Origin of the sequence: Tsukamurella asaccharolytica (assembly GCF_007858435.1) — a bacterium.
Classification (GTDB): Bacteria; Actinomycetota; Actinomycetes; order Mycobacteriales; family Mycobacteriaceae; genus Tsukamurella; species Tsukamurella asaccharolytica.
In genome coordinates this window covers 72,145-96,228 of sequence record NZ_VIGW01000008.1, presented here as the reverse complement: position 1 = coordinate 96,228, position 24,084 = coordinate 72,145, and the positions used below count along the sequence as shown (strand labels likewise).

23 protein-coding genes and 3 tRNA genes are annotated in these 24,084 nt (G+C 68.7%); 17 read left to right on the top strand and 9 right to left on the bottom strand.

Features of this window, described 5'->3' with window-relative positions; all coding sequences use genetic code 11:
- Positions 1 to 10: 10 nt before the first annotated feature.
- Positions 11 to 84 (bottom strand) — tRNA-Arg (locus FK529_RS14895).
- 107 nt (positions 85 to 191) lie between these two features.
- On the opposite strand from FK529_RS14895, the gene FK529_RS14890 reads away from it, so the two are divergent.
- The 3 genes from FK529_RS14890 to cmrA all read left to right on the top strand — a co-directional run bounded on the left by FK529_RS14890 (position 192) and on the right by cmrA (position 3,758).
- The gene (locus tag FK529_RS14890) at positions 192 to 725 is read left to right on the top strand and encodes a PadR family transcriptional regulator (RefSeq protein ID WP_158635130.1); all 534 of its coding nucleotides are present in this window, start codon (positions 192 to 194) and stop codon (positions 723 to 725) included.
- 51 nt (positions 726 to 776) lie between these two features.
- Entirely contained in the window at positions 777 to 2,807 is a 2,031-nt protein-coding gene (locus FK529_RS14885; RefSeq protein ID WP_146562575.1) for an NADPH-dependent 2,4-dienoyl-CoA reductase, read from the top strand.
- Between the two features lie 144 nt (positions 2,808 to 2,951).
- Positions 2,952 to 3,758, top strand: a complete 807-nt coding sequence (cmrA, locus tag FK529_RS14880; protein WP_146562573.1) for a mycolate reductase — start codon at positions 2,952 to 2,954, stop codon at positions 3,756 to 3,758.
- A gap of 93 nt (positions 3,759 to 3,851) precedes the next feature.
- Here the strand turns inward: cmrA and FK529_RS14875 are convergent, their stop codons facing one another.
- Complete coding sequence (locus tag FK529_RS14875; protein ID WP_146562570.1) at positions 3,852 to 5,399, bottom strand: helicase HerA-like domain-containing protein; 1,548 nt, start codon at positions 5,397 to 5,399, stop codon at positions 3,852 to 3,854.
- A gap of 116 nt (positions 5,400 to 5,515) precedes the next feature.
- Between FK529_RS14875 and orn the strand changes: the two genes are divergently transcribed.
- Together orn and FK529_RS14865 are read left to right on the top strand one after the other, a co-directional pair.
- A complete protein-coding gene (gene orn, locus FK529_RS14870; protein ID WP_146562568.1) occupies positions 5,516 to 6,112 on the top strand; it encodes an oligoribonuclease in 597 nt (198 codons plus the stop codon).
- Positions 6,113 to 6,212: 100 nt separating this feature from the next.
- Positions 6,213 to 6,288, top strand: a tRNA-His gene (locus FK529_RS14865).
- 215 nt (positions 6,289 to 6,503) lie between these two features.
- Here FK529_RS14865 and putP read toward each other — a convergent pair.
- Positions 6,504 to 8,003: a sodium/proline symporter PutP gene (putP, locus tag FK529_RS14860; protein WP_146562565.1), complete on the bottom strand. Its 1,500-nt coding sequence runs from the start codon at positions 8,001 to 8,003 to the stop codon at positions 6,504 to 6,506.
- A gap of 188 nt (positions 8,004 to 8,191) precedes the next feature.
- Here putP and FK529_RS14855 point away from each other — a divergent pair, with 188 nt between their 5' ends.
- Together FK529_RS14855 and FK529_RS14850 are read left to right on the top strand one after the other, a co-directional pair.
- A complete protein-coding gene (locus FK529_RS14855) occupies positions 8,192 to 9,037 on the top strand; it encodes a chymotrypsin family serine protease (protein ID WP_146562562.1) in 846 nt (281 codons plus the stop codon).
- A gap of 40 nt (positions 9,038 to 9,077) precedes the next feature.
- A complete protein-coding gene (locus tag FK529_RS14850) occupies positions 9,078 to 9,557 on the top strand; it encodes a nitroreductase/quinone reductase family protein (RefSeq protein ID WP_146562560.1) in 480 nt (159 codons plus the stop codon).
- Here FK529_RS14850 and FK529_RS14845 read toward each other — a convergent pair.
- Positions 9,544 to 11,070 carry a PH domain-containing protein gene (locus FK529_RS14845; protein ID WP_146562557.1) on the bottom strand — a complete coding sequence of 509 codons (1,527 nt, stop codon included), beginning with the start codon at positions 11,068 to 11,070 and terminating at the stop codon, positions 9,544 to 9,546. The two genes, FK529_RS14850 and FK529_RS14845, sit on opposite strands and share 14 nt — an antisense overlap.
- Positions 11,057 to 11,581: a PH domain-containing protein gene (locus FK529_RS20390; protein WP_205124398.1), complete on the bottom strand. Its 525-nt coding sequence runs from the start codon at positions 11,579 to 11,581 to the stop codon at positions 11,057 to 11,059. The genes FK529_RS14845 and FK529_RS20390 overlap by 14 nt, the downstream gene beginning before the upstream one ends.
- Before the next feature lie 70 nt (positions 11,582 to 11,651).
- Between FK529_RS20390 and FK529_RS14835 the strand changes: the two genes are divergently transcribed.
- Positions 11,652 to 12,821: an acyl-CoA dehydrogenase family protein gene (locus FK529_RS14835; RefSeq protein WP_146562555.1), complete on the top strand. Its 1,170-nt coding sequence runs from the start codon at positions 11,652 to 11,654 to the stop codon at positions 12,819 to 12,821.
- Between the two features lie 93 nt (positions 12,822 to 12,914).
- Positions 12,915 to 12,987: transfer RNA gene (locus tag FK529_RS14830), tRNA-Lys, on the top strand.
- Positions 12,988 to 13,076: 89 nt separating this feature from the next.
- On the opposite strand, the gene FK529_RS14825 is transcribed toward FK529_RS14830, so the two are convergent.
- The 3 genes from FK529_RS14825 to FK529_RS14815 form a co-directional block, all read right to left on the bottom strand.
- Positions 13,077 to 13,790, bottom strand: a complete 714-nt coding sequence (locus FK529_RS14825; protein ID WP_146562553.1) for a DUF2510 domain-containing protein — start codon at positions 13,788 to 13,790, stop codon at positions 13,077 to 13,079.
- Between the two features lie 483 nt (positions 13,791 to 14,273).
- Entirely contained in the window at positions 14,274 to 15,800 is a 1,527-nt protein-coding gene (locus FK529_RS14820) for a serine/threonine-protein kinase (protein WP_146562548.1), read from the bottom strand.
- Positions 15,801 to 15,884: 84 nt separating this feature from the next.
- A complete protein-coding gene (locus FK529_RS14815; RefSeq protein ID WP_146562545.1) occupies positions 15,885 to 16,529 on the bottom strand; it encodes an RNase H family protein in 645 nt (214 codons plus the stop codon).
- A gap of 185 nt (positions 16,530 to 16,714) precedes the next feature.
- Between FK529_RS14815 and FK529_RS14810 the strand changes: the two genes are divergently transcribed.
- The 5 genes from FK529_RS14810 to FK529_RS14790 all read left to right on the top strand — a co-directional run bounded on the left by FK529_RS14810 (position 16,715) and on the right by FK529_RS14790 (position 20,137).
- Entirely contained in the window at positions 16,715 to 16,915 is a 201-nt protein-coding gene (locus FK529_RS14810) for a hypothetical protein (protein ID WP_146562543.1), read from the top strand.
- 222 nt (positions 16,916 to 17,137) lie between these two features.
- On the top strand, positions 17,138 to 17,434 hold the full coding sequence (locus FK529_RS14805; protein ID WP_146562541.1) for a hypothetical protein: 297 nt from the start codon (positions 17,138 to 17,140) through the stop codon (positions 17,432 to 17,434).
- Positions 17,435 to 17,587: 153 nt separating this feature from the next.
- Positions 17,588 to 17,896, top strand: coding sequence for a hypothetical protein (locus FK529_RS14800; protein WP_146562539.1), 309 nt, complete (start codon positions 17,588 to 17,590; stop codon positions 17,894 to 17,896).
- Between the two features lie 190 nt (positions 17,897 to 18,086).
- Positions 18,087 to 18,827 (top strand): VIT1/CCC1 transporter family protein, encoded by a 741-nt coding sequence (locus FK529_RS14795; RefSeq protein ID WP_146562537.1) that lies wholly within the window; start codon positions 18,087 to 18,089, stop codon positions 18,825 to 18,827.
- A gap of 89 nt (positions 18,828 to 18,916) precedes the next feature.
- Positions 18,917 to 20,137, top strand: a complete 1,221-nt coding sequence (locus FK529_RS14790; RefSeq protein WP_146562534.1) for a L,D-transpeptidase — start codon at positions 18,917 to 18,919, stop codon at positions 20,135 to 20,137.
- Here the strand turns inward: FK529_RS14790 and FK529_RS14785 are convergent.
- Positions 20,075 to 21,403 (bottom strand): NAD(P)/FAD-dependent oxidoreductase, encoded by a 1,329-nt coding sequence (locus tag FK529_RS14785; protein ID WP_146562531.1) that lies wholly within the window; start codon positions 21,401 to 21,403, stop codon positions 20,075 to 20,077. The two genes, FK529_RS14790 and FK529_RS14785, sit on opposite strands and share 63 nt — an antisense overlap.
- Positions 21,404 to 21,527: 124 nt before the next feature.
- Between FK529_RS14785 and FK529_RS14780 the strand changes: the two genes are divergently transcribed.
- Genes FK529_RS14780 through FK529_RS14770 form a run of 3 tightly spaced genes read left to right on the top strand, consistent with a single transcriptional unit; the run spans position 21,528 to position 24,076 of the window.
- Positions 21,528 to 22,394, top strand: coding sequence for a LysR family transcriptional regulator (locus FK529_RS14780; RefSeq protein WP_146562528.1), 867 nt, complete (start codon positions 21,528 to 21,530; stop codon positions 22,392 to 22,394).
- 46 nt (positions 22,395 to 22,440) lie between these two features.
- Entirely contained in the window at positions 22,441 to 22,914 is a 474-nt protein-coding gene (bcp, locus tag FK529_RS14775; RefSeq protein ID WP_146562525.1) for a thioredoxin-dependent thiol peroxidase, read from the top strand.
- 16 nt (positions 22,915 to 22,930) lie between these two features.
- Complete coding sequence (locus tag FK529_RS14770) at positions 22,931 to 24,076, top strand: acyl-CoA dehydrogenase family protein (RefSeq protein ID WP_146562522.1); 1,146 nt, start codon at positions 22,931 to 22,933, stop codon at positions 24,074 to 24,076.
- Positions 24,077 to 24,084: the final 8 nt, after the last annotated feature.

Here is a 24,084-nt window from a genome sequence, read left to right as displayed (position 1 = left end):
CGCCCGTGAGCGCCCCCGGCAGGAATCGAACCTGCGACATTCGGATTAGAAGGCCGATGCTCTATCCAACTGAGCTACGGAGGCAGTGGTGCGGTGGTCATCTTATCGGCAGCGGCGCGCTCACCCGACTCTTGCCTACCACCCTGTGCAACTTGTTGCATAGTGTCGATCGTCGCGGTACCGTCGCGGGTGTGGCCCTCGAACACGCACTGCTCGTCTCCCTGAGCGAGCGTTCGGGTACCGGGTACCAGCTCACCCGGCGTTTCGACCGCTCGATCGGGCACTGGTGGCGGGCCTCGCACCAGCAGATCTACAAGACGCTCGCACGAATGACGGAGAACGGCCTCGTCGTCTACGTCGAACAGGCGCAGGACGGCAAGCCCGACAAGAAGGTCTACTCCATCACCGACTCCGGCCGGAAGGTCCTCTCGGAGTGGATCCGCACCCCGGGTAAAGACGCCATGGATCGGCGCGAACTGGCCACCAAGATCCGGGGCGCGGCACCGTCGGACCTACCGGACCTGATCGCCGAGATCCGGCGCGTGCGCGAGCTGCACGCCGAGCGGGCGGACCTCTTCCGCTCCCTCGAGGCCCGTGACTACCCGGCGCCGGCCACTCTCACCGGGACCGCCCTACAGCAGCACCTGGTGCTGCGCGGGGGCGTGTACTCCGAACAGAGCACCGTCGCCTGGCTCGACGAAGTACTCACCGCGCTCGCCCCCTGAATCAAGCCCCCCATCAGCCCCAGTCCCTGCTCAACGGAGAAGGATCAGCCAATGTCAGCCAAGTATCCCCACCTCTTCGAACCCCTCGACCTCGGTCACACGACGCTGAAGAACCGCGTCGTGATGGGCTCCATGCATACCGGCCTCGAGGACATGCCATGGGACATCGGCAAACTCGCGGCGTACTTCGCGGCGCGCGCCAAGGGCGGCGTCGGGCTCATCATCACCGGCGGCTACTCCCCCAACATCACCGGCTGGCTGCTGCCCGCCGGCGCGAAGATGTCCAGCCCACTCGACGCGATCCTGCACAAGAAGGTGACCGACGCGGTGCACCGAGAGGGCGGCAAGATCGCGATGCAGTTGCTGCACGCCGGGCGGTACTCGTACAACCCGCTGAGCGCCTCCGCGAGCGCGATCAAGGCGCCGATCAATCCGTTCAAACCGCGCGCCATGTCGGACTTCGAGGTGCGCAAGACCATCCGCGACTTCGGCAACGCCGCCCGCACCGCGCAGAAGGCCGGCTACGACGGCGTCGAGGTGATGGGAGGCGAGGGCTACCTCATCAACCAGTTCCTGGCGGCGCGCACCAACAAGCGCACCGATAAGTGGGGCGGTTCCGCCGAGAACCGTCAGCGATTCCCCGTCGAGATCGTGCGGGAGATCCGCAAACGCTGCGGTAACGACTTCATCGTCGTCTTCCGTCTGTCGATGGCGGACTTCGTCGAGGAGGGCCAGACCCGCGACGAGATCCTGACGCTGGCGCACAAACTCGAAGCCGCCGGCGTCGACATCCTCAACACGGACATCGGCTGGCACGAGGCCCGCGTTCCCACGATCGTGACCTCGGTCCCCCGCGCCGCCTTCGCGGCGTTCACCGCCGATGTGACGCGCGCCGTCAACATCCCGGTGTGCGCCGCGAACCGCATCAACATGCCCGCCACCGCCGAGGAACTGCTCGAGCGGGGCGACGCGCAGCTCGTGCAGATCGCCCGCCCTCTCCTCGCCGACCCCGAGTGGGCGAACAAGGCACGCGACGAGCGGGCCGAGGAGATCAACACCTGCATCGGCTGCAATCAGGCCTGCCTCGACCACGCCTTCGTGCATAAGAAGGTCTCCTGCCTGGTGAACCCGCGTGCCGGCCGGGAGACGGACCTCGTGCTCGCGCCGACCCGCGCCGCCAAGCGCGTCGCGGTCGTCGGCGCCGGGCCGGCCGGACTCTCCGCCGCCGTCAGCGCCGCCGAGTGCGGCCACAAGGTGGACCTCTTCGAGGCGAGCGATCAGATCGGCGGCCAGTTCGGCTACGCCGCGAAGATCCCGGGCAAGGAAGAGTTCAACGAGACCATCCGCTACTTCCGCACAATGCTGGACCGCAACCAGGTGACGGTGCACCTGAGCACCGAGGCGACCGTCGATGACCTGGCCGGCAAGTTCGACGAGGTGATCATCGCGACGGGCGTCGTGCCGCGCGTCCCGTCGTTCCCGGGCGTCGACCACCCGAAGGTCATCACCTACGCCGAGGCGATCAGCGGCGCCAAGGAGATCGGCGACACCGTAGCCATCATGGGCGCCGGCGGCATCGGCTTCGACGTGGCCGAGTTCGTCACCACGGACAAGTCGCCCACCCTGCACCTCGACGAGTGGAACGCCGAGTGGGGCGTCACGCGCCAGGGCGACGTGCCCGGTTTCATCACCAAGCCGGCTCCGGCGCCGTCGACCCGCTCCAAGGTCTACATGCTGCAGCGCAAGAGCACCCCGCAGGGCATCGGCCTCGGCAAGACCACCGGGTGGGTGCACCGCGCCGCCGTGAAGATGAAGAAGGTCGAGCAGCTCACCGGCGTCAACTACGAGAAGGTCGACGATGCCGGCCTGCACATCACCTTCGGCGAGGACCGCACGGACGCGCGCGTGCTGGACGTGGAGACGGTGATCCTGTGCACCGGCCAGGAGTCGGTGCGGGACCTCGACGAGGCGCTCGCCGAGCGTGGCGTGAAGGCGCACGTGATCGGCGGCGCCGCGCTGGCCGCCGAGCTCGACGCCAAGCGGGCGATCCGGCAGGGCACCGAGCTCGCGGCCTCACTCTAGCCCCGCGAGCGTCATAGTCGGACCTGGTGCGGCGGATCGCGGTCCGGACGCGATCCGCCGCATCCGGGAGGCCGCCGAGTCCGGAGGTCACAGTGCGATCTTCGCGATGTCGGCTCGCCCGCGGCCTCCCGTAGCATCTCCCCCATGCCAGTACCCGCACCCCATCAGTCCGCCCGCGCCGTCGTCACCGGCGGCTCCTCCGGCATCGGTGTCGCCCTCGCGACGGAGCTCGCCCGCCGCGGCCACTCGGTCATCCTCGTGGCCCGCAGCACCGGCCCGATGGAGGAGCTGGCCGCGAAGCTGCGCGCCGAGTTCGGCGTGGAAGCCGAGGTCCGGGGCGTCGACCTCTCCGATCACGCCGCCCGCGCCGTGCTCTGCGAGGAGCTCGGCTCCCGCGAGATCTCCATCCTGTGCAACAACGCCGGCACCGCGACCTTCGGCCGCGTCATCGACCTCGACTTCGACTACGAGCGCGCGCAGCTGGAGCTCAACGCCAACGCCGTCCACGACCTGACCCTCGCGGTCCTCCCCCAGATGGTCAAGCGCGGCAGCGGCGGCATCATGATCACCGGCTCCGCCGCCGGCAACATGCCGATCCCGAACAATGCCACCTACGCGGCCTCGAAGGCCTTCGCCAACACCTTCTCCGAGTCGCTGCGCGGTGAGCTGAAGAAGACCGGGGTGCATGTCACGTTGCTCGCGCCCGGCCCGGTACGTACCGAGCTCCCCGACCCCGAGGACCGCTCCACGGTCGAGAAGGTCGTGCCGGAGTTCCTCTGGGTCAACACCGAGTACACCGCGCGCGTGACCCTGGACGCGCTCGAGAAGAACAAGATGCGCGTCGTGCCGGGCCTGCTCTCGAAGGGCATGTCCATGGCCGGCCACTACACCCCGCGCGCGATCATGGCGCCCATCGTCGGCGAGATGTACAAGAAGCTCGCGGGCGACTGATCGTCGCGGCCGGGAGCACCCGCCGCCGCGGAGAACGCCGCCCGACTCGTGGTTGCACGGGGCGGGCGGCGTTCTGCGTCGCGAGCAGAGGCGTCAGCGGCGACGCTTGGTGCCGAAGATGCTGCGGGACAGCTCTCGACCGGCGCTGGACGCCGCGGACCGCAGGAAGGATTTCACGGCGGGGTTACTCATCACGTCCGACACCCAACCGGACTCCTCTTCTTCCCTCTTGGGCGCCGGCGGGGGCGGCGGGGCCTGCTCGGCCGGCGCGTTCTCCTGCTGCGCCTGCTGGGCGTTCTGCGACAACTTCTCGAACGCCGACAGGTTGTCGACGGTCTGCGCGTATTTCGCCCACAGCGGCGACGCCTGTGCGGCCGACCGGACGGCATCGTCGCCGATCGCGGACATCAGCGAGCGCGGGGCCCGCAGGCGGGTCCACGCGACGGGCGTCGGCGCACCCTTGTCGGAGAGCACGGTGACGATCGCCTCGCCGATGCCGAGGCTGGTGAGGGCCTCGTCGAGCTTGTAGGCAGGCGACGTCGGGTACGTCTTGACCGTCTTGCTCAGCGCGGCCTGATCCTCCGGGGTGAAGGCGCGCAGCGCGTGCTGGATGCGCGCGCCGAGCTGGCTGAGCACCGGGTTCGGGATGTCCGTGGGTAGCTGCGAGCAGAAGAAGACGCCCACGCCCTTCGAGCGGATCAGCTTGACGGTCTGCTCGACCTGGTCCTTGAACGCCTTACTTGCGTCCGCGAAGAGCAGGTGCGCCTCGTCGAAGATGAAGACGAGCTTGGGCTTGTCGAGGTCGCCGGCCTCGGGCAGGTACTGGAACAGATCGGCCAGCACCCACATGAGGAAGGTGGAGAACAGCGTCGGCCGCGCGGCCTGGTCGCCGAGCTCGAACAGGGTGACAACGCCCTGGCCGCCCGCGGTGCGGAGCAGGTCGCCCATGTCGATCTCGGGCTCGCCGAAGAAGGTGTCGCCGCCCTCGGCCTCGAGGTTGACCAGGGCGCGCAGGATCACGCCGGCGGTCTGCTTGCTCACGCCGCCGATACCCTCCAGGTCGGCCTTGCCCTCCGCCGAGGTGAGGTACTGGATCACCGAGCGCAGGTCCTTGAGGTCCAGCAGCTCGAGCTGGTTCTGATCGGCCCAGTGGAAGATCAAGCCGAGCGTCGACTCCTGGGTCGCGTTCAGGCCGAGCACCTTCGACAGCAGGATCGGGCCGAACGAGGAGATGGTCGCGCGGATCGGAACGCCGACGCCGTTGGTGCCGAGGGAGACGAATTCCGCCGGAACCCCGGACGGCTTCCAGTCGTCGCCGGTGTCGGTGGCGCGAGCTGCGGTCTTGTCGTTGGCCTCGCCCGGCTTGGACAGGCCGGCGAGGTCGCCCTTGATATCGGCGAGCACGACGGGCACGCCGTTGGCCGACAGCTGCTCGACGATGAGCTGCAGCGTCTTCGTCTTACCGGTGCCCGTGGCGCCGGCGACCAGGCCGTGGCGGTTCATCATGGCCAGCGGGATCCGCACCTTGGCCGACGGGTCGACGGTGCCGTCCACGAGGACGGTTCCGAGCTCCAGGGCGGGCCCCGAGAATTCGTAACCCGCGGCGATCGTCTGCGCCGGGGATTTCGCGTTGTCAGTCACGGTGCAAACCCTAGCCGAGACCTGGGTCGATGGAGGTTCTGACGGGTCGTCGACATCGATACCAGGTTGCGGGACGCGCCCGTCCACGACCGTTGGCGTTGGCTACGCTGATCGGCGTGGACGACAAACTCGTGTGGATCGATTGTGAGATGACCGGCCTCGACCTGACCTCCGACCGGCTCATCGAGATCGCCGCCCTGGTGACCGACGGGGACCTGAACATCCTCGGAGACGGCGTGGACCTGGTGATCCACGCCGACGAGGAGGCGCTCGCCGCCATGCCGCCCGTGGTGCAGGAGATGCACGCCCGCTCGGGCCTGACGGACGATGTCCGGGCGTCGACGGTGACCGTGCGCGAGGCCGAGGAGGCCGTGCTCGCCTACCTCCGCGAGCACCTCGAGGCGGGCGCGGCGCCGCTGGCGGGCAACTCGATCGCCACCGACCGGGGTTTCATCGCCAAGGAGATGCCGGAACTGGACGACTTCCTGCACTACCGAATGGTGGACGTCAGCTCGATCAAGGAGCTGTGCCGCCGCTGGTACCCGCGCATCTACTTCGGCCAGCCGGACAAGGGCCTCGCACACCGTGCGCTCGCCGATATCCGCGAGTCGATCCGCGAGTTGAAGTACTACCGCAGCACCGCCTTCGTGCCCGCGCCCGGCCCGTCGACCGAGCAGATCACCGCTGCCGTGCAGGAGCTCGGCCCGGCCTGAGACCGCAGGTCGCCGGATCGACAGGGTGGGCGTCATACCGATTGGATTCCGCCGGAACCGTCGGGTAGAGTTCTCCCAGCCTGGCGATCCCAGGCACCTGGTGGGTGTAGTTCAGTTGGTAGAGCACCAGATTGTGATTCTGGCTGTCGCGGGTTCGAGTCCCGTCATCCACCCCAAACGGGAAAGCCCGGTCTTGCAACAAGATTCGTTGCAAGACCGGGTTTTTCTTCCCATGCAACGGGGTGTGGCGAGGGCCGTGCGCCCTGTTCCGCGATCCCCGCTCCACTTCTCGTGCATCCACGTCACCCCGCTGGTTGGATGGTGATGCCGGACACACGGAGCGGGCCGGTCGTTCCTCGAGGGGAACGACCGGCCTTCTTCGTCTCTCGGCCTACGCGGGCTGCTTCTCCGCCAGGCGGGCGGCCTCGTCGAATTCTGCGTCGACGGCAGCGTCGGGCCGGTACGTCGCGAGGCTGACACCGACCGCGACCACGAGGTTCGCGAGGAAGCCGGGCACGATCTCGTACAGATCGAAGGGCGGCCACTGACCCCAGACGAAGGCGACGACCGCGCCCACGATGAGGCCCGCGAGGGCGCCCGGCGCGGTGAGCTTGCGCCAGAACAGCGCGAGGAGCACGACGGGGCCGAAGGACGAGCCGAAGCCGGCCCAGGCGAAGCCGACGAGTTCGAGGATGCTGTCGGACGGGTCGATGGCGAGCACCACCGCGATCACCGCGACGACCAGCACGCCCAGCCGACCGAGCCGCACGTAGGTCTTGTCGCTGATCTGCGTCTCGCGCCCCGACTTCTCGGCGAAGATCTTGAACAGGTCCTCGACCAGCGCCGACGAGCATACGACCAGCTGCGAGGACACCGTCGACATGATGGCCGCGAGCACGGCCGCGAGGACCAGGCCCGCGACGAACGGGTGGAACAGGATCTGCGCGAGCACCAGGAAGACGGTCTCGGGGTCACTCGGCGCCTTCTCGGGGTGCAGCGCGAAGTAGGCGATACCGATGAACCCGGTGAGGATCGCCCCGAGGGCGGTGGCGACCATCCAGCTGATGCCGAAGCGGCGGGCGGTGGACGCCTCCTGCGGCGAGCGCAGCGCCATGAACCGCACGATGATGTGGGGCTGACCGAAGTAGCCGAGGCCCCACGCTGCCGCGGAGACGATACCGAGGGCGGTGCCGCCCGCGAACAGGCTGAAGAAGGTCGGGTTCACCTCGTTCACGGTCTCGATGGTGACGGCCGGCCCACCCACCTTGATCAGGGCGACGATCGGCACGGCGACCAGGGCGGCGAGCATGAGCAGGCCCTGGGCGACGTCCGTGAGCGTGGCGCCGAGGAAGCCGCCGAAGAGCGTGTAGATCATCGTCACCGCCGCGACGATGAGCATGCCGTGGATGTACTGCACACCGAAGGTGCTGTCGAAGAACTTCCCCGCGGCCACCATGCCGCTGGAGACGTAGAAGGTGAAGAAGACCAGGATGATGAGGCCGCACACGATCCGCAGCGAACGCGACCGGTCACGTAGACGGTGCTCGAGGAAGCTGGGGATCGTGATCGAGTTGCCCGCGACCTCGGTGTACGAGCGCAGCCGCGGCGCGACGAACTTCCAGTTGAGCCACGCGCCCACCGTCAGGCCGATCGCGATCCAGGACTCGACGAGCCCCTTGGCGTAGATCGCCCCGGGCAGGCCCATCAGCAGCCAGCCGGACATGTCCGATGCCCCGGCGCTGAGCGCCGCGACCCAGGGTTTGAGGCCACGGCCCGCCAACATGTAGTCGTCGAGGTTGTCGCGCGTCTTCCGATACGCACTCCAACCGATGTACAACATGGCGGCGAAATACAGGGTTACTGCAATCGTCTGATATGTCTGGTCAGACACTCCGAGGTCTCCTCAGGTCCAGGAACCGAAACTCGCTGTTCGTACATGATGTATACGACGAGCGAAATCCCATTACGGTGAACTGATCTCACGCGAGGTCAGTCATGCGGAATGGTAGGCTCAGTCACGTTTTTCTGCGGCGCTTTCCTTGAGCGCCCCTCGATCACCCACCCTAGGAGGGTTCGACCTTGACCGACGGGACGCGCATCGGTGCGACACTGCGACGCGGAACGATCGGGGTGATCACCTTGCTGGTGTCCGGAGTGCTCCTGACCCCCGCGCTCGCATCGGGTGCGCCGACGACGCCGGCCCCGTCGCCCAAGCCCTCCGCACCGTCGAGCCCCGCGGCGCCGAGCGCACCCGCCTCCGCGCCCACGCAGGCCCCCGCCCCGAAGTCGGTGGCGCCGGGCGACCGCATCGACATCCTGCAGCGCTCCCTCGGCGGCGGCCGCTTCGAGTCGCTGCAGTGCACCATGGGCTTCGCCGTGACCGCCCCGGGCGGCGAGCGGCTCGGCGTGACCGCGGGGCACTGCGGCGCGCCGGAGCAGCCGGTCGGCGTCAAGAAGTGGATCGTCGGTGAGGTCGTGCAGTCGAAGTCCCCCGCGGTCAAGGAGGACCCGAACCGCCCGGGGCGCTACTCCCCCGTCGATCCGTTCGGCCCCGACTGGGCGACCTTCCGGCTGACCGACCCGCAGGTGAGGCTCCTCGCGTCCGCGCCCGGGATGGCGCCGCGGACGGTGGGCACCGCGCAGGTCGGCGATCCGGTGTGCCAGCTGGGCTCGGTGAACGGGCGCCGCTGCGGCAGGGTGACAAAGGTGATGGGCGACTGGGTCGTGGCCGACATCGTGACCACGCAGGGCGACAGCGGAGGGCCGCTGATCCGCACGTCGGACAACGCCGCGCTGGGCATCATCACGGACGCGGTCACCCTCACCGACAGCGACTCCGGTCGCGTCACGCAGCAGCTCACCCAGTACTACTCGCTGAACGCGGTGCTCCGCGCCGCGGGCGGCGCGCGCCTGGCGACCAACTGATCACGGCCCGGCGGCGGGTCGAATTCACTACACTGCCGCCATGACCGTCGTGGATCACGTCAGATCACGGTTCCTGCAGCTCGGGCGGCACCGCGCGGTGTCGCGCGTCGTGCGCGCCGCCGTGCCGCTCGACAAGGCCGTGACCCGCATCAGCCGCGGCTCGGTGCACCTCATCCCCGAGGCCCTGCTCCCTCAGCTCACCCTCACCACCGTCGGCCGGCGCAGCGGGGTCGCCCGAGCCGTTCCACTGCTCTACGTGCGCGACGGCGAGGACTTCGTGGTGATCGCCTCCAACTTCGGCCAGAAGCATCACCCCGCGTGGTCCTACAACCTCGAGGCGACGCCCGACGCCGAAGTGCTCCTCGGCACCCGGCGCATCCCGGTGCGGGCACGGCGGGTCTCCGAGTCCGATCGGAAACGCCTGTGGCCCAGTATTGTCGCGGTGTGGCCGGCGTACGACGACTACGTCGATTGGGCCGGCGAACGCACGATCAAGCTGTACCGACTCACGCCTCGCTGACGAGGAACCCCGTCACGATCTCGGGCTGGACGGTGCGCGCGAGCTCCGCCGCGCGCTCCGGTGTCACGTCCACCGCGCCGAAGGCGCCTGCAGCGGTCGCGACGGTGAGGGTCGCGACGCCCGCGCGCCGCTGGAAGAAGGACTCCCGGGTCACGAAGCCGGTCACGCCGTCGAACTCGAGGACGGTGCGGGTGCGCGCGAGAGTGGGCGCACCGATCGACACGGTCGATCCGTTCGTGGCCGAACCGAGATGCCGGGCGCGGACGGACGCCGTACCCACGGCCCCCACCAACAGCACGAGAGCGACCGCGGCCGGGACCAACGCCCACCAGTCGGGGATCACGGCGGCCCCCACTGCGAGGGCGGCGAACGCCACTGCGGGCAGTGCCGCCGCCGCCAGCGCGCGGGTGTAGCGGCGCCGCACCGCCACCGGGCCGTGCCCCGTCAGAGGCACCTCCACCGCGCCGGGCCGGCCGAGGATCTTGTCGGCGACCTGGACGGCCTCGGCCCGCGGGGCGGGCGGTAGCAGGGTGGGATTGCGATCCGTGCCCGTGGCGATGGCCCGCAGCTTCGCGCCGCCGGGCAGGCGCATGAGGACGGGTTCGTGCAGTTGCACCCCCCGCACCCGTTTGCGCTCGATCGTCGCCGCCACCGTCGAGATGAGCCCGCGACTGGTGTGCAGCGCCCCGTCGGCCCGGCGGACCAGTCGGAAGCCCCAGAACGCGAGCACGTAGGCGAGCACCGAGACCAGGACCGAGAGCGCGATCACGAGCAGCACGGCGGCCGGGATCACCACGGCCGCACCGAGGTCGAGGATCGTGACGAACCAGGACTCCGCGAGCTGGGAGCCGCGCTCGCGCAGCCCCGCCTCGTCGACGGTGCGGAAACCGATCCCCGCGCCCGCGGCGACGACGGCGAACCCGGTGAGCGAGAACGGGGCGAACCGGATCCACGCCGGCCGGAGTCGCGCGAGCTCCTCCTCGGGCGCGGCGAGTGCGGGCGCCGCCTCGGCCCCGTCCTCACCCGGCACGTCAGCGGTCGACGGTGCCGCGCTGCGACGCAGGAGGTCCCGGCCGAGTCGCTCGGCGACGCCGGCGGGGATCGGGTCGAGGACGAGCGCAGACTCCTTACCGCCCACGCCGGTACCGACCACCACCTTGCGCAGCTTGAGCGCGCGCTCGATGGGCCCGGCCGTGACGTCGACGCTGCGGATCCGGTCGCGGCGCGCGGTGGCGGAGACCTTGCGCAGCAGTCCGTGCCGCAGCTCCAGCTGATCCTCGGTGACCCGCCAGCGCGTGGTGAGCCACGGCAGCAGGCCCACCAGGACGCTGATCGCGACGCCGGCGATCACGAAGAACACAGGGCCCGCGGCGCGCCCGAGGAAGAAGACGCCGATGAGCGCGGGGATGAGCGACGGGATCGACTTGATGACACGAGTCCCGATTCCCCACGGAGAGAGTCGGTTCCAGTCGTCGCTCGTGGCGGGCGCCGCCGGGGGATCAGGTTGCGTCATCGGTGTCCTCCGCGGCGCTGACGGTGAGGCTGGCGGCGATCGCCTGCGCGGTCTCCGTGGGCAGGCCCGAGATGCGCACCGTGCCCGCCGACGAGGCCGTGGTGACAGTGACCGTCGCCAGGCCGAAGGAGCGCTCGAGCGGCCCGGCGACGGTGTCGATCACCTGCACGCGCGAGATCGGGATCAGGACGCGGGTCCGGGTCAGCCAGCCCGCCTGCGAGTACACCGCCACCTCGTTGATTTCCCAACGGTGGAAGGCGTAGCGGAAGCGCGGCATCACGATCAGGTGCGCCGCGGCGGCGGCCGCCAGCACCAGGAAGGCCGCGACGGCGACGTACCAGGGTACGTCCGGTATCACCACGAGCACCACCGTGATCAGCGGGATCACTATGGCCCAGCGGATCGCAGCGCGCACCGTCCACCAGATCTTCGCGCGCGGCGAGACCTGGTGGGCCGGCGGCCTGAGCACCTCTGCGGCGCCCGCGTGGGCGGGGGTTCCGGGAAGGGTCATGCGCCCACCTAAGCACGACATTCGGCTCCCCTGCCACCGCGCCCGGCTAGGGTGGCGCCGAGGAGGCATCATGACCACACATCCCGATGAGCTGGCGGGCCTGAACGGCCTGTTCACCGACCAGGAGCGTGCGATCGCCGACTCCGTGCGCGCGCTGACCGCCCGCGAGGTGGAGCCCTACGTGGCCGACTGGTTCGAGCGCGGAGAACTCGATGATCCCCGCGGCCTGATGCGCAAGCTGGGCGCCCTCGGCCTGCTCGGCATGCACCTCGACGGATACGGTTGCGCCGGAACGACCGCCACCGAGTACGGCGTCGCCTGCCTCGAGCTCGAGGCTTGTGATTCGGGGCTGCGGTCGATGGTCTCCGTGCAGGGCTCGCTCGCGATGTATGCGATCTGGAAGTGGGCGAGCGAGCAGGAGAAGCAGCGCTGGCTGCCCGGCATGGCGGCGGGCGAGCTGATCGGCTGCTTCGGGCTGACCGAGCCCGACCACGGCTCCGACCCGGCCAGCATGCGCACCAGGGCGCGGCGCGACGGCGCGGACTGGATCCTCGACGGCCGGAAGATGTGGATCACCAACGGCTCCCTGGCCGACGTCGCCGTGATCTGGGCACGGACCGACGAGGGCGTCCGCGGCTTCGCCGTACCGACGGAGACCGCCGGCTTCGCCGCGAACACCATCGAGCACAAGATGTCGTTGCGTGCGTCCGTCACGTCCGAGCTGGTGCTCGACGGTGTGCGCGTTCCCGACTCCGCGGCCTTTCCCGAGGTCCGCGGGCTGCGCGGGCCTCTTTCCTGCCTCAGCGAGGCGCGGTACGGCATCGTCTGGGGCGCCATGGGCGCCGCACGCACCGCGCTCGAGTGCGCGCAGCGGTACGCGGTGGAGCGCGAACAGTTCGGCCGTCCGATCGGCGGCTTCCAGCTGACCCAGCAGAAGCTCGCCGACATGACCCTCGAGTACACGAAGGGCGTGCTCCTCGCCGTGCACCTCGGCCGCCTCAAGGACGCCGGGGCACTGCGCGCCGAGCAGGTCTCGATCGGCAAACTCAACAACGTGCGCGAGGCGATCGACATCTGCCGCACCGCTCGCACGATCCTGGGCGCGAACGGCATCTCACTGGAGTACCCGGTGATCCGGCACGCGAACAACCTCGAGAGCGTGCTGACGTACGAGGGCACCGTGGAGATGCACACGCTGATCCTGGGCCAGAAGCTCACCGGCTACAGCGCCTTCCAGTGACCCGCGGTTAGCCCAGAAACCGGCCGTGAACTGCGGATTTCATGTTTCGGCGTACTCCTTGCTAGTGTATTCCAGCACGCAGCGAGCGAGCAGGCGCCATTAGCTCAATTGGCAGAGCAGCTGACTCTTAATCAGCGGGTTCGGGGTTCGAGTCCCTGATGGCGCACAACAAGAAGTCCCCTCCCACCAGCGTCGGAGGGGGTTTCGTCATTCTCAGGGCACGACTCGATCGCAGGAACCTGTGAGGCTAAGAGATCAGTAGGTGCGGGCGCAGTCCTGGGCCTTCACCGCGCCCTCGTCCAGAACGCTGAGGTCCTGGACCTTGCGGGCGTCGGGGAGGTTCGACTCGTTACGCGCGGTCGCCGTGATGGCGCTGAGGACGCCGCCCTTGACCGCGAACACGTCGTCGCGGGAGCGGATCCTGCCGTCGGCCTTGGCGATCTCCCCGGCGATGTAGAGCGTGCCGCCAGCGGTATAGGCGCTGGAGTTAATCAGCTGATAGCCGTTCTTGAACGAGGCGTTGATCAGGGACAGGTAGTTCTCCGGCACGGCCTCGCAGCCTGCGGGCTTCGGCTTGGTCGAGCGACGCGCCGAGGTGGTGGCCGTGGTGCTCGTGGCCGGAGCGGCGGACGGTGCGGCTTGCGCCGTGGCGGTGGTCGCCGGAGCGGATGCGGCGGCGGTCGTCGTGGTCTCGGAGGCGGCGTTCGTGGGCTTCTCGTCCTTGGGCACCACGAGGGTCAGGAGGATCAGCACGACGAGCGCGCCGCCGACGCCGAGGGCGATCTTCTTGCCCCGGCTGATGGGCTTCTCAACGCTGGGCGGCGTCGCGGACGCACCGGCTGCGGACGGCGGCGCGGCGTCAGCGCTGTCGGCGTACTGCTCGGTCCACATGGTGCCGTCCCACCAGCGGAACCGGCTCGATCCGGCGGGGTCGGGGTGCCATCCGGGCGGCGGGGTCGGGGTGCTCATCGTGCGGGCTCGCTCTCTCGATGCGGTGCGGATTGAACGGAATGTGCAGGTTTGAACTGGCCAGACAGGTCGATGCTTCTCAAAAGTCTGTAGACGTATCAGTAGCAGGTCGACACGGTGAACCCGGTATGGATGGCCACTTGCAACGCGCTCGGGCGCAATCTGCGCGCCTACCGCGCTGAGCGAGAGCTGTCACAGGACGGCACCATCGGCACCCCCGTCCCCGCACAGAGGGTCCCGGATCTCGAGGCCGAGGTGAACCGCTCCCCCGACTCGGGTCACGGTTTCTTCCTCAGCTGTAGGACCACCACGTCCAGGCCTCCGTAAGTGACGGCAGTACGAGCCGTGGTTCCGTTGTAGGACCTGCTGCAGATCGCCGCTGGGAGGTGAGCGGGGTTGCGGGCTGCTGATCGATTCAGCTGGAGCGCTGAACCGCGGTCAACGCAGCGAGACTGTTGCTTGAACAGGGCGAAGAAAGTCCGGCTACTGACCGCCCCAAGTCAGGACGCCGCCAGTGTTAAGGATGCAGGTAGTGAGTTCATCGGTACCGGCGATTCGAGCGCGAGCACCCGGTTCGGTGCAAGGCGACCCGTACCTCACTGCTGGCCGCGACTCGTTCGTCCGGTCGCGCCAGAAGCCTTCCCCTAGAGGAACACACACTAGCTTGCCGTCGTCAGAGACCTTTCCGTATTCGGAGGGGTAGCAATAGCTTCCCTCGATCTGTGGCGAGGATGAGCCCGGGACATTCTTATTGACTGACGTGGTCATGGTGGGAGCTAATGTCGCGGCCGTCGTCGGCCTCGCGGTCACGGTCGGTATCGGTGCCGGTGTGCTGACTGAGACCGGAGAGGGAGCGGACGCACTGGAAGGCCTGATGACCGGCGCCGGAGGCACATTGGTCGTCGTGGAACTCGTCACCGCAGCTGGCTCCTCGGCGCCACCCGACCGACTGACGGCCACGCCGAGCACCGTCGCCGCGACCGCCAGCACGGCCACGACCGCGGCGAGGATCGGCACCGCCCGCGACCTCGTCGCCCGCTCAGCAGCCGCGGCCCGCAGGTGAGTGGCGCCGGCGTCGCCGGCAGGCCCGGGCTCAGCTCGGAGCTCGGTGACCACGTCCGGGGCGGTCTGTCGCGACGGCACAACCGGCACGGCAATCGCAAGACTGTCGTCCAGCTGCCCATCGAGGGCACCACGCAGCGCGGCTACGAACTCCCCGCTGCTCTGATACCGATCCTCCGGAGCCTTCGCCAGGACCTTCGCGAACACCGTGTCGAGCCCATCCGGCAGCTGCGGCGCCACCTCACGCACCGACGGCGGAGCCTGCGTCAGGTGCGCGCTCATCAACGCCGTGATCGACTTGCCCGTGTACGGTGGCCGGCCGGTGAGCAGGTGGAACGCCGTGCACCCCAGCGAGTAGATATCCGCACGGTTGTCGAGGTCCTCTCCCTCGATCGCCTCCGGCGAGATGTACTGCATCGTCCCCACGGTGATCCCCGTCGACGTCAACGACGTCGACTCACCCGCAGCCTTGGCGATACCGAAGTCCGCGAGCTTCACCACCTCCAGCTCACCCCCGTCGACGCCGAGCAGGATGTTCGCAGGCTTGACGTCCCTATGTGTGATCCGCTGCTTTCGCCACGCGTAGTCCAGGGCCGCGCCAGCACCGGCGACGAGTTCCAACCCCAAGGTCGGATCCAGCGCGCCGCCCACCTTCACCAGCTCCCCGGCATCGGTACCGGCGACATACTCCATCGTGATCCACAACCGGTCCTCGAACTCACCCCGATCGTGCAACGTCACGATGTTCGGGTGCGACAGCTGGGCGAGCAGGTCGGCTTCGCGCTGGAACCGCACCTTGAAGTCGTCGTTGCGCGAGACACCGGCGTCCAGGAGCTTGAGCGCGTCCTGACGCGGCAGACGCGGATGCTGGACCAAGAACACCTGCCCCATGCCGCCGGCACCCAGCTGACGGACGATTCGGTACCCGGCGATCTCAGCGAAGGACATATCGGCGATTGTGGCAGGTTGTCGGCGCGACGGGAAGCGGCGGACTGGCAGGGCCAGAAGGTGTTTCGGCTAGGGAATGAGAGGTCAGATCGCCAGGCTAAGCACTTCCTCGCTTATCGTCTCCAGCCGTGTACTCAACTCACGCTCGGCCACAGTCCGGCTACCGCGGGTCGCCCGCCGTCCGAGCCAGGCGACGTGATCCGCAGCGTCGTTCAGTTCGTGCCCCGAATGCGCCTTCACCTTCTGGAACTCGATGACCGAGTCGATGCCGAACAACGCCGCCTCCAACCGGTAGCGCACCCTGGCATCGATCCCGCGCGTTCGAGCGGGCGGATATTTGCCCTGAGCGTTGCGGGCGATCGCTAGCGCGTCGTCACTATCGACGAGGACCACCGCTGCCGAGGCCTCAAGCTCCTCGACGAGTTGCACAGCAAGGATCACCGCCTCGAGCTCGGTGGTCCCCACCTCGAACTCCCCCGCTCCGGTCTTCAGGGTGACATCGCCGCGGGAGCTCACCGCAGCCGCGCCCCAATGGCCGCGCGGGTCGATCGATCCGTCGGAGGCGACGACAATCGGCACCTCGACGTCACCATCGCGGCGGACGACCACATTGGGGAACCAGTAGCCTTCGACCGACGTCTCCCCGGCCCAGAACACCGGGTGGAGCTTCGCGCCAGCGAACCCACGCCAGACGGATTCGTCTGGCGGCGGAGCGGTGGCTGAATCCATGGCCGCATCATCCACGCCGGGACTGACAAACTTCGTCCGCTCCAGGCCCCGTAGCCACCACCTCTGCTCGCGCGGAGATGGGCCCACTCGCGCGGGCGACGCGGCGCGAGCGCTCCAGCGCCAGCAGCGCCCGGAGACTCCCCGAGTACCGGCAACTCCCCCGCACACCTGTTAACGTCGCGGCCATGAACAGCATCCGCGGTCTGCTCGTCGGCGCCGTCGTGGTTTTCGTGCTCACCACCGCGGGGTTCGTGTGGCTGCTGAACCCGGAGCAGACGCTCGGCCAATCCGCCATCGACGCGGCCGTGATGACGGCGATCTGGACCGCGCTGATGGGCGCGTGGGCGCTGTGGGAACGGCGCCGGGATCGGTCCCGCTCGGCGTAGGGCCACAGCGTGGAGCGGCGACGAAGGCATCCGCTACGGCATCGTGAACGACGAGCGGTACCCCGCCGACGCCGACGGCCTCTGCCTACTCCAGGCCGGCTTCGAGCACGGGGGCACCCCGACGGTGCGCCGCCTTCCACCTTCAACGGTGACTGGGCGCCCGGCGTCGAGTACTGCTGCTGCCGCTTCGACGTGCCTGGAACGGGTCGGGCACCCCCGATCGTGGACCGCGCGACGCTCGACGCCGCCGCCTGGTACGACCCGCGCGTGCTCGGCTGGGCATTCACGAGCGAGGACGGATGGGCGGAAATTGTCAGACCTCGGATGTATACCGGGGCGATGAAGCTGGGACGCACACAGAAGTCGGCACGCGAAATCGCGGAGGCTGGAATCCGGGCAGCGGAGCTGGTGGCCGCGAACCCTCCCGACGAGGTGTCGCTGCGGGCGGCACGCGAAATCCTTGAGCTCGGCGTCGACGGAGTCGAGCGGCGGCTCGTTGAGCGGGCTCAGTTGGGATGACCATCAGGCGGCTCTGCTGGTGAGCGATGCGGGAGCACGCTGCGCAGCTTTCGTCGAGTACAAGCAGGTGCCAGGTGTCGATTAAGGCGCTTTTGGCATCGTCCTCTGCAGCAAGAAGTCATCACTCCAGCGCAGCTCACGAAAGGCCTCCTCATGACCCGCAAGCTCGTCGCGGCCACTGCCGTATTCGCACTCGGCGCCGCCCTCGCCCCGACCGCCGCGGCGAACGCCGCGCCCTCGTACTGCGGCACCTCCACCCGGGGCGCCGCTGTCTACAGCGGGAACGCCAACACGTCCTGCGCATTCGCGATCAACACCGCGAACACCTACCACGTCAACGGGTCCGGCTCTCGGCCGTTCAAGGTGTACAGCCGGGTCACGAACACCACCTACATCATGACCTGCACGAACGCCGGTTCCGTATGCACCGGCGGCAACGGGGCCGTCGTCTACCTCCGCTGACAGGCCGGGCGGGCACCTGAAGCGAATCGCACCGAAGACGATCAGCGGTGGCGCCGGAACACGCGGAACCAGCTGTCCCAATTCACCGAAGCGGGAGCATTGGCTTGCCTCATTGAGCACTGGCAGCCCTGCGCGAGGGAAGCCTTGGGTACGTTGAAATGGCCACTGACCTGCGCTTACCCTGATCGATGTGACCAGTGACAGGATCGCCGACACCACGAAGAATCACTCCGGACACGAGGGCGAGCCGCACAGCGGCGCGGTGGGCAGCAAGCTGAACTGGCTCCGAGCCGGGGTCTTAGGAGCGAACGACGGCCTGCTCTCCACCGCAGGATTGGTGATAGGCGTGGCCGCTACCGCCGCCACGCCCGGAGCGATCGTCGTCGCGGGTGTCGCCGGCCTGTCGGCGGGGGCTTCGGCGATGGCCCTCGGCGAATACGTGTCGGTGAGCACCCAACGCGACACGGAAAGGGCGTGGATCGCGAAAGAGCGACAGGAACTGCTGGATCGGCCGGAGGAAGAGTTCGACGAGCTCGTCGGGCTCTACACCGCCAAAGGACTCAGTGAGCCGACCGCCCGGCAGGTCGCGACAGAGCTCACTGCGAAGGATGCCCTGGGCGCCCATCTCGACATCGAACTCGGGCTCGACGAGGAGGAGCTCACCAATCCCCTGGCAGCGGCACTGTCGTCAGCGGTCGCGTTCAGCCTCGGAGCCCTCGTCCCCATCGCAGCCTCACTAATCGCGTGGCACCGCATGCTCTGGATCGCGCTCGCGGTCGCCGTCGGTCTCGCCGTCACCGGCTACGCGTCCGCCGCGCTCGGCGGCGCCGACCGACGGACCGCGGTCATCCGGCTGCTCATCGGCGGCGCAGCCGCCATGTCGATCACCTACGCGATCGGCCGACTCCTCGGAACGACCAGCCTCACCTGAACCGGTTTCGCCCCTCGGCGCCCGCTAGAATCGGGAGCAATCGGTCCCGTGGACCGAACCCGACTGATCCGTTTTCCTGGAGCTGAGCCATGCGCAACCGTCCCGCCGTGTACCGACGTATCCCGACGGCGGTGACGGCATTGCTCGTCTCCGCCGCGCTGATCGCCGGCTGCACGTCGTCGACGGGTGATGCGGCACTGCCGGACGAGAGCCAGAAGATCACCGACTCGACCCCCTTCTTCGACCTGCTGCGCCCGCAGATCACCTCGACCGCGCGTAACGGCGCGGTCGACGTGCAGCCCGGCGTCCCTGTGAAGGTGACCGCCAGCGGTGGCACGCTCACCAAGGTCGTGATGACGAACGCGGACGGCAAGGAGGTCTCCGGAACGCTCGCGGAGGACGGCCGCTCGTGGAGCAACTCCGAGCCGCTCGGCTACAACAAGACGTACAAGCTGCGCGCGGAGGCCAACGGCATCGGCGGGGTGAACGTCGCCACCGAGACCTTCAGCACCCAGTCGCCGAACAACCTGACCCAGGCGTACTTCACCACGGCCGACAACTCGACGGTGGGCGTCGGACAGACCGTGGGCGTGAAGTTCGACGAGCGCATCGCCGACCGCATGGCAGCGCAGCGCGCGATCAAGATCGTCACCGACCCGCCGGTCGAGGGCGCGTTCTACTGGATCAGCCCCTCCGAGGTGCGGTGGCGAACGGAGAACTACCTCAAGCCGGGGACCAAGGTCAGCGTGGACGTGAAGATCTACGGCGTTGACCTGGGCGGCGGGACCTTCGGCCAGAAGGACGCCTCCACCCGGTTCACCGTGGGCGACGAGGTGATCACCACCGTCTCCGACAAGGACAAGATCGTCCGCGTCACGAAGAACGGCAAGGTCGTCAAGACGATGCCCACCTCGATGGGCGGCCCGGGCAACGAGACCCCGAACGGCGTCTACCTCATCGGCGACCACCGCGAGAACATGATCATGGACTCGTCGACCTACGGCGTCCCGGTGAACTCCCCCAACGGATACCGCACGCTGGTCGACTACGCCGTGCAGATGTCCTACAGCGGCATCTACCTGCACAGCGCCCCGTGGTCGGTCAACCAGCAGGGCTCCACCAACGTCAGCCACGGCTGCCTCAACGTGAGCACCGAGAACGCCCTGTGGTTCATGCAGAACACCAAGCGCGGCGACATCGTGAAGGTCACCGACACCTCGGGGCCCGTGCTGGAGGGCACCGACGGGCTAGGCGACTGGAACCTGCCGTGGTCCGTCTGGCGTGCCGGCAACGCCAAGGCCGCCGGGTAGCGCCTCTCCCTCCTCCGGGGCTCCGACGGTGACCGTCGGCGCACCGTCGGGCGGCGCCGCTGCGAACCCGGGACGTGCCGTGCCGACGAAGGCGCGCAGCCAGTCCCGGAGCACCGCGACCCGGTTGCCCATGCCCGCCAGGTAGTACAGGTGCACGGCCAGCCAGCCCGCCCAGGCGACGAAGCCGGTGAGGCCGGGCAGGCCCAGCGGCGGCTGGACCACGGCGTGCGGGGTGTCGATCATGGCCATGCTGCCCTTGTCGAGGTACCGGAAGTGGGTGCCGGGCCCCTTCGTGCCGCGGATGACGTCGGCGGCGTGGCGGCCCTGCTGCATAGCGACCGGGCTCTGCCCGGGCAGGCCGTTCAGGCTGGTCATGTCGCCGAGGGCGAAGACGTCGGCCCGGCCGCCGACCGTGAGGTCGCGGCCCACGAGCAGACGCCCGGCGCGGTCGGTCTCGCAGCCCGTGGCCTCGGCGATGACGCCGGCGAGCGGGGTGGCCTGCACGCCGGCCGACCAGACGACAGTGCCGGCGGCGATGTCGCGCTCGGCGCCCTCCGGATCCTTGACGGTGACCACGCCGTCCTCGATGGCGGTGACGACGGTGCCGGTGTGCACCTGCACGCCCGCCTTCTCGAGGGTGGCCCGGGTGTAGCCCGAGAGCGTGCCGCCGTAGAAGGGCAGCACGTCGTCGGCGCCCTCGACCAGGTGGATGCGGATCTCGGCGTCGTCGTGGAAGCGGCGCGCCAGCTCGGCGACCTGCCCGGCCACCTCGACGCCCGTGGCGCCCGCGCCGACCACCACGACGGTGCGCGCGGGGCTCTCGGCGGGCTCCTCGAACGCGGCGCGAAGTCGCGCCCGGAGGTTCTCCGCGTCCTCGAGGGTCTTGAGGGCGAAGGTCCGGTTCTCCCACTCGTCGTGGCCGAAGTACGCCTGCGCGGCGCCCGCGGCGACGATGAGGTAGGTGTAGCCGATCTGCTCGACGCCGTCCTCGGTGGCGTAGGTGACGACCTTGCGTTCCGCGTCGACCGCGGTGACGTAGCCGGTGACCACCTCGACGGTTCGGCGCCGCCGCAGAACCTCGGCGATGGGCGGCGCGATGTGCTCGCCGGCGGTGATGCCGGTGGCCACCTGGTAGAGCAGCGGCTGGAAGAGGTGGGTGCCGTTCGCCGAGATGAGTGTGGTCTCGATGTTCGACTTGGCGAGCTGCTTCGCGGCGGCGAGGCCACCGAATCCCGAGCCGATCACCACGACGTGGGTGTTGCGCATGATCTTCTCCTCCTTCAAGACGTCGTTGTCTACTACCAGATTGGTGCATGGATCAATATGCTTCAACCTGGTAGATCACCTTATTGGTGATGCAATCCATCTTCTTTGTTCATACACTGGAGGGATGGAATTCCGGCAGCTCGAGTACCTCGTCGCGGTGGCCGATCACGGCGGCTTCTCCCGCGCCGCGCGGCAGTGTTTCGTCTCGCAGTCGGCCGTGAGCCACCAGATCGCGACCCTCGAGAAGGAGCTGGGCGTCGAGCTCTTCGAACGCGCCGGGCGACGGGTGCGCCTCACCGACGCGGGCGAATCGCTGCTCCCCCGGGCGCGCGAGTTGCTCCGGCAGCGGGACGAGGCTATCGACGCGGTGCGCCCGCGGCCCGACCGGATCCGGCTCGCCGCGAACATGTCCTTCGCCCGGTCGGCGCTCGCCGCGGCCTCCGACGTGCGCGAGCGGCACCCCGGCGCGGAGATCGACTTCCTCATCAAGCCCTTCGCCCAACGCATCGCCGCCGTGCGGTCGGGCGAAGCCGACCTCGCACTCATCCGCGGCCGCCTGGACGAGCCCGGCCTCTACCTCGAGCCGCTGTGGGTCGACAACCCGCTCATCGCGTTCTCGACACGGCACCCTCTCGCGGCGCTGGGGCGGGCACCGTCGACCGCGGAGCTGGCGGGGTACCCCCTGCTCCTGCCACCTCCGCACCAGCAGGTGCTGCTGCACCGGCTCGTGGACAAGGTCTTCACCGCCGACGGCCTGGAGGTGCGCCTCGGCCCCGAGATCCGCGACGACCACCCCGTCGCCTTCGAGCTGATCAACGATCCCGAGGGGTGGACCCTGCTGTACGAGGACCCGCGCCAGCCCGGCATAGCCAGCCGGCCCGCGCCGGGCTTCACTCTGCCCGTCTCCGCGGTGCTGCGCACCGACGCCACCCCGAACCCGCTGGTCGCGGAGCTGTTGGTCGGGCTGTCGAACGGCTACCGACGGGGCTGATCCGACGGTCCTCGTCCCGCGTGTCGACTACCGATACGGTTACGACATGACGACATCGACGCGGCTCGAGCCGGGAGCTCATGCACCCTCTTTCACACTGCCGGATCAGGACGGGAACCCCGTCTCGCTCTCCGACTTCCAGGGCCAGCGGGTGGTCCTGTACTTCTATCCGGCGGCCATGACCCCCGGCTGCACCAAGCAGGCCTGCGACTTCCGCGACAACCTGGGCGATTTCGCCGACGCCGGACTCACGGTGCTGGGCATCTCCCCCGACAAGCCGGAGAAGCTCAAGAAGTTCCAGGAGCGCGATTCGATCACGTTCCCACTCCTCTCGGACCCCGATAAGCAGGTGCTTACCGAGTACGGGGCCTTCGGTGAGAAGATGATGTACGGCAAGACCGTGACGGGTGTCATCAGGTCGACGTTCGTCATCGGCACCGACGGCACCATCGAGGTGGCGCAGTACAACGTGCGGGCGACCGGCCATGTCGCCAAGTTGCGCCGCGACCTGAAGCTCTAGAGAGGAACCCACAGACGTGGAACGCACCATCTACTCCGAGGACCACCGGCAATTCGGCTCGGCGGTCCGCGACTACCTGCAGAAGCAGGTGCTGCCGCACGCCGAGCAGTACATCAACGACAAGCTGATTTCGCGCGACGTCTGGCGCGGACTCGGCGAGCAGGGCGTCCTCGGACTGGAGATCCCGGAGTCCTACGGCGGCGGCGAGGCGGAGGACTACCGCTTCAACGCCATCGCGCAGGAGGAGCTGGCCGCGGTCTCGATGGCCTTCGCGAGCTCGGTGGGCATCGACTTCGACATCACCACGCCGTACATCGTGCGTCTGGGCACCGAGGAGGCGAAGCAGCAGTGGCTGCCCGCCATCGCCGCCGGCGAGGCCGTGGCCGCGATCGGCATGACCGAGCCGTCCGCGGGTTCTGATCTGGCCGGCATCAAGTCCACGGCGGTGCGCAGCGGCGACGACTGGATCCTCAACGGCTCCAAGACCTTCATCACCAACGGCTACACGTGCGACGTCGCCGTGATCGCGGCGAAGACCAACCCCGACGCCAAGGCCCGCGGCATCTCTCTGTTCGCCGTGGACTGCTCGCTGCCCGGCTTCGAGCGCGGCCGCAAGCTCGACAAGGTGGGCCAGCCCGAGGCCGATACGGCGGAGCTGTTCTACTCCGACCTGCGCGTCCCGGCCAGCGCCCTGATCGGCGAGGTGGATCGCGGTTTCTACCACATGATGGAGAAGCTGCCGCAGGAGCGCGTCGGCTCCGCGGTGGGCAACGTGGCGCACGCCAAGCAGATCCTGGCCGAGACCATCGAGTACGCACGCGAGCGCAAGGCCTTCGGCGCGTCGATCGGCTCCTTCCAGCACAACAAGTTCCTGCTGGCCGATCTCGTGAGCAAGATCGAGATGGTGCAGGCCTACGTGGACCAGGCGATCCTCGCGCACGCCGAGGGCACCCTGACCGCCGTGGACGCCGCCAAGGTCAAGTACATCTCCGCCGAGATCCAGAACCAGGTGCTCGACTCCTGCGTGCAGCTGCACGGCGGGTACGGCTACATGCGCGAGTACCGCGCCGCCCGCGCGTGGATGGACGCCCGCGTCACCCGCATCTGGGCCGGCTCGTCCGAGATCATGAAGGAAATCATCGGGCGCGATCTCGCGCTGTAGGCCGCCGA

Coding starts and splice junctions, on each gene's coding strand:
- FK529_RS14885 (WP_146562575.1), top strand. CDS start 777: ATGTCAGCCAAGTATCCCCACCTCTTCGAACCCCTCGACCTCGGTCAC.
- cmrA (WP_146562573.1), top strand. CDS start 2,952: ATGCCAGTACCCGCACCCCATCAGTCCGCCCGCGCCGTCGTCACCGGC.
- FK529_RS14850 (WP_146562560.1), top strand. CDS start 9,078: ATGACCGTCGTGGATCACGTCAGATCACGGTTCCTGCAGCTCGGGCGG.
- FK529_RS14845 (WP_146562557.1), bottom strand. CDS start 11,070: ATGACGCAACCTGATCCCCCGGCGGCGCCCGCCACGAGCGACGACTGG.
- FK529_RS20390 (WP_205124398.1), bottom strand. CDS start 11,581: ATGACCCTTCCCGGAACCCCCGCCCACGCGGGCGCCGCAGAGGTGCTC.
- FK529_RS14835 (WP_146562555.1), top strand. CDS start 11,652: ATGACCACACATCCCGATGAGCTGGCGGGCCTGAACGGCCTGTTCACC.
- FK529_RS14825 (WP_146562553.1), bottom strand. CDS start 13,790: ATGAGCACCCCGACCCCGCCGCCCGGATGGCACCCCGACCCCGCCGGA.
- FK529_RS14820 (WP_146562548.1), bottom strand. CDS start 15,800: ATGTCCTTCGCTGAGATCGCCGGGTACCGAATCGTCCGTCAGCTGGGT.
- FK529_RS14815 (WP_146562545.1), bottom strand. CDS start 16,529: ATGGATTCAGCCACCGCTCCGCCGCCAGACGAATCCGTCTGGCGTGGG.
- FK529_RS14810 (WP_146562543.1), top strand. CDS start 16,715: ATGAACAGCATCCGCGGTCTGCTCGTCGGCGCCGTCGTGGTTTTCGTG.
- FK529_RS14800 (WP_146562539.1), top strand. CDS start 17,588: ATGACCCGCAAGCTCGTCGCGGCCACTGCCGTATTCGCACTCGGCGCC.
- FK529_RS14790 (WP_146562534.1), top strand. CDS start 18,917: ATGCGCAACCGTCCCGCCGTGTACCGACGTATCCCGACGGCGGTGACG.
- FK529_RS14785 (WP_146562531.1), bottom strand. CDS start 21,403: ATGCGCAACACCCACGTCGTGGTGATCGGCTCGGGATTCGGTGGCCTC.
- FK529_RS14780 (WP_146562528.1), top strand. CDS start 21,528: ATGGAATTCCGGCAGCTCGAGTACCTCGTCGCGGTGGCCGATCACGGC.
- bcp (WP_146562525.1), top strand. CDS start 22,441: ATGACGACATCGACGCGGCTCGAGCCGGGAGCTCATGCACCCTCTTTC.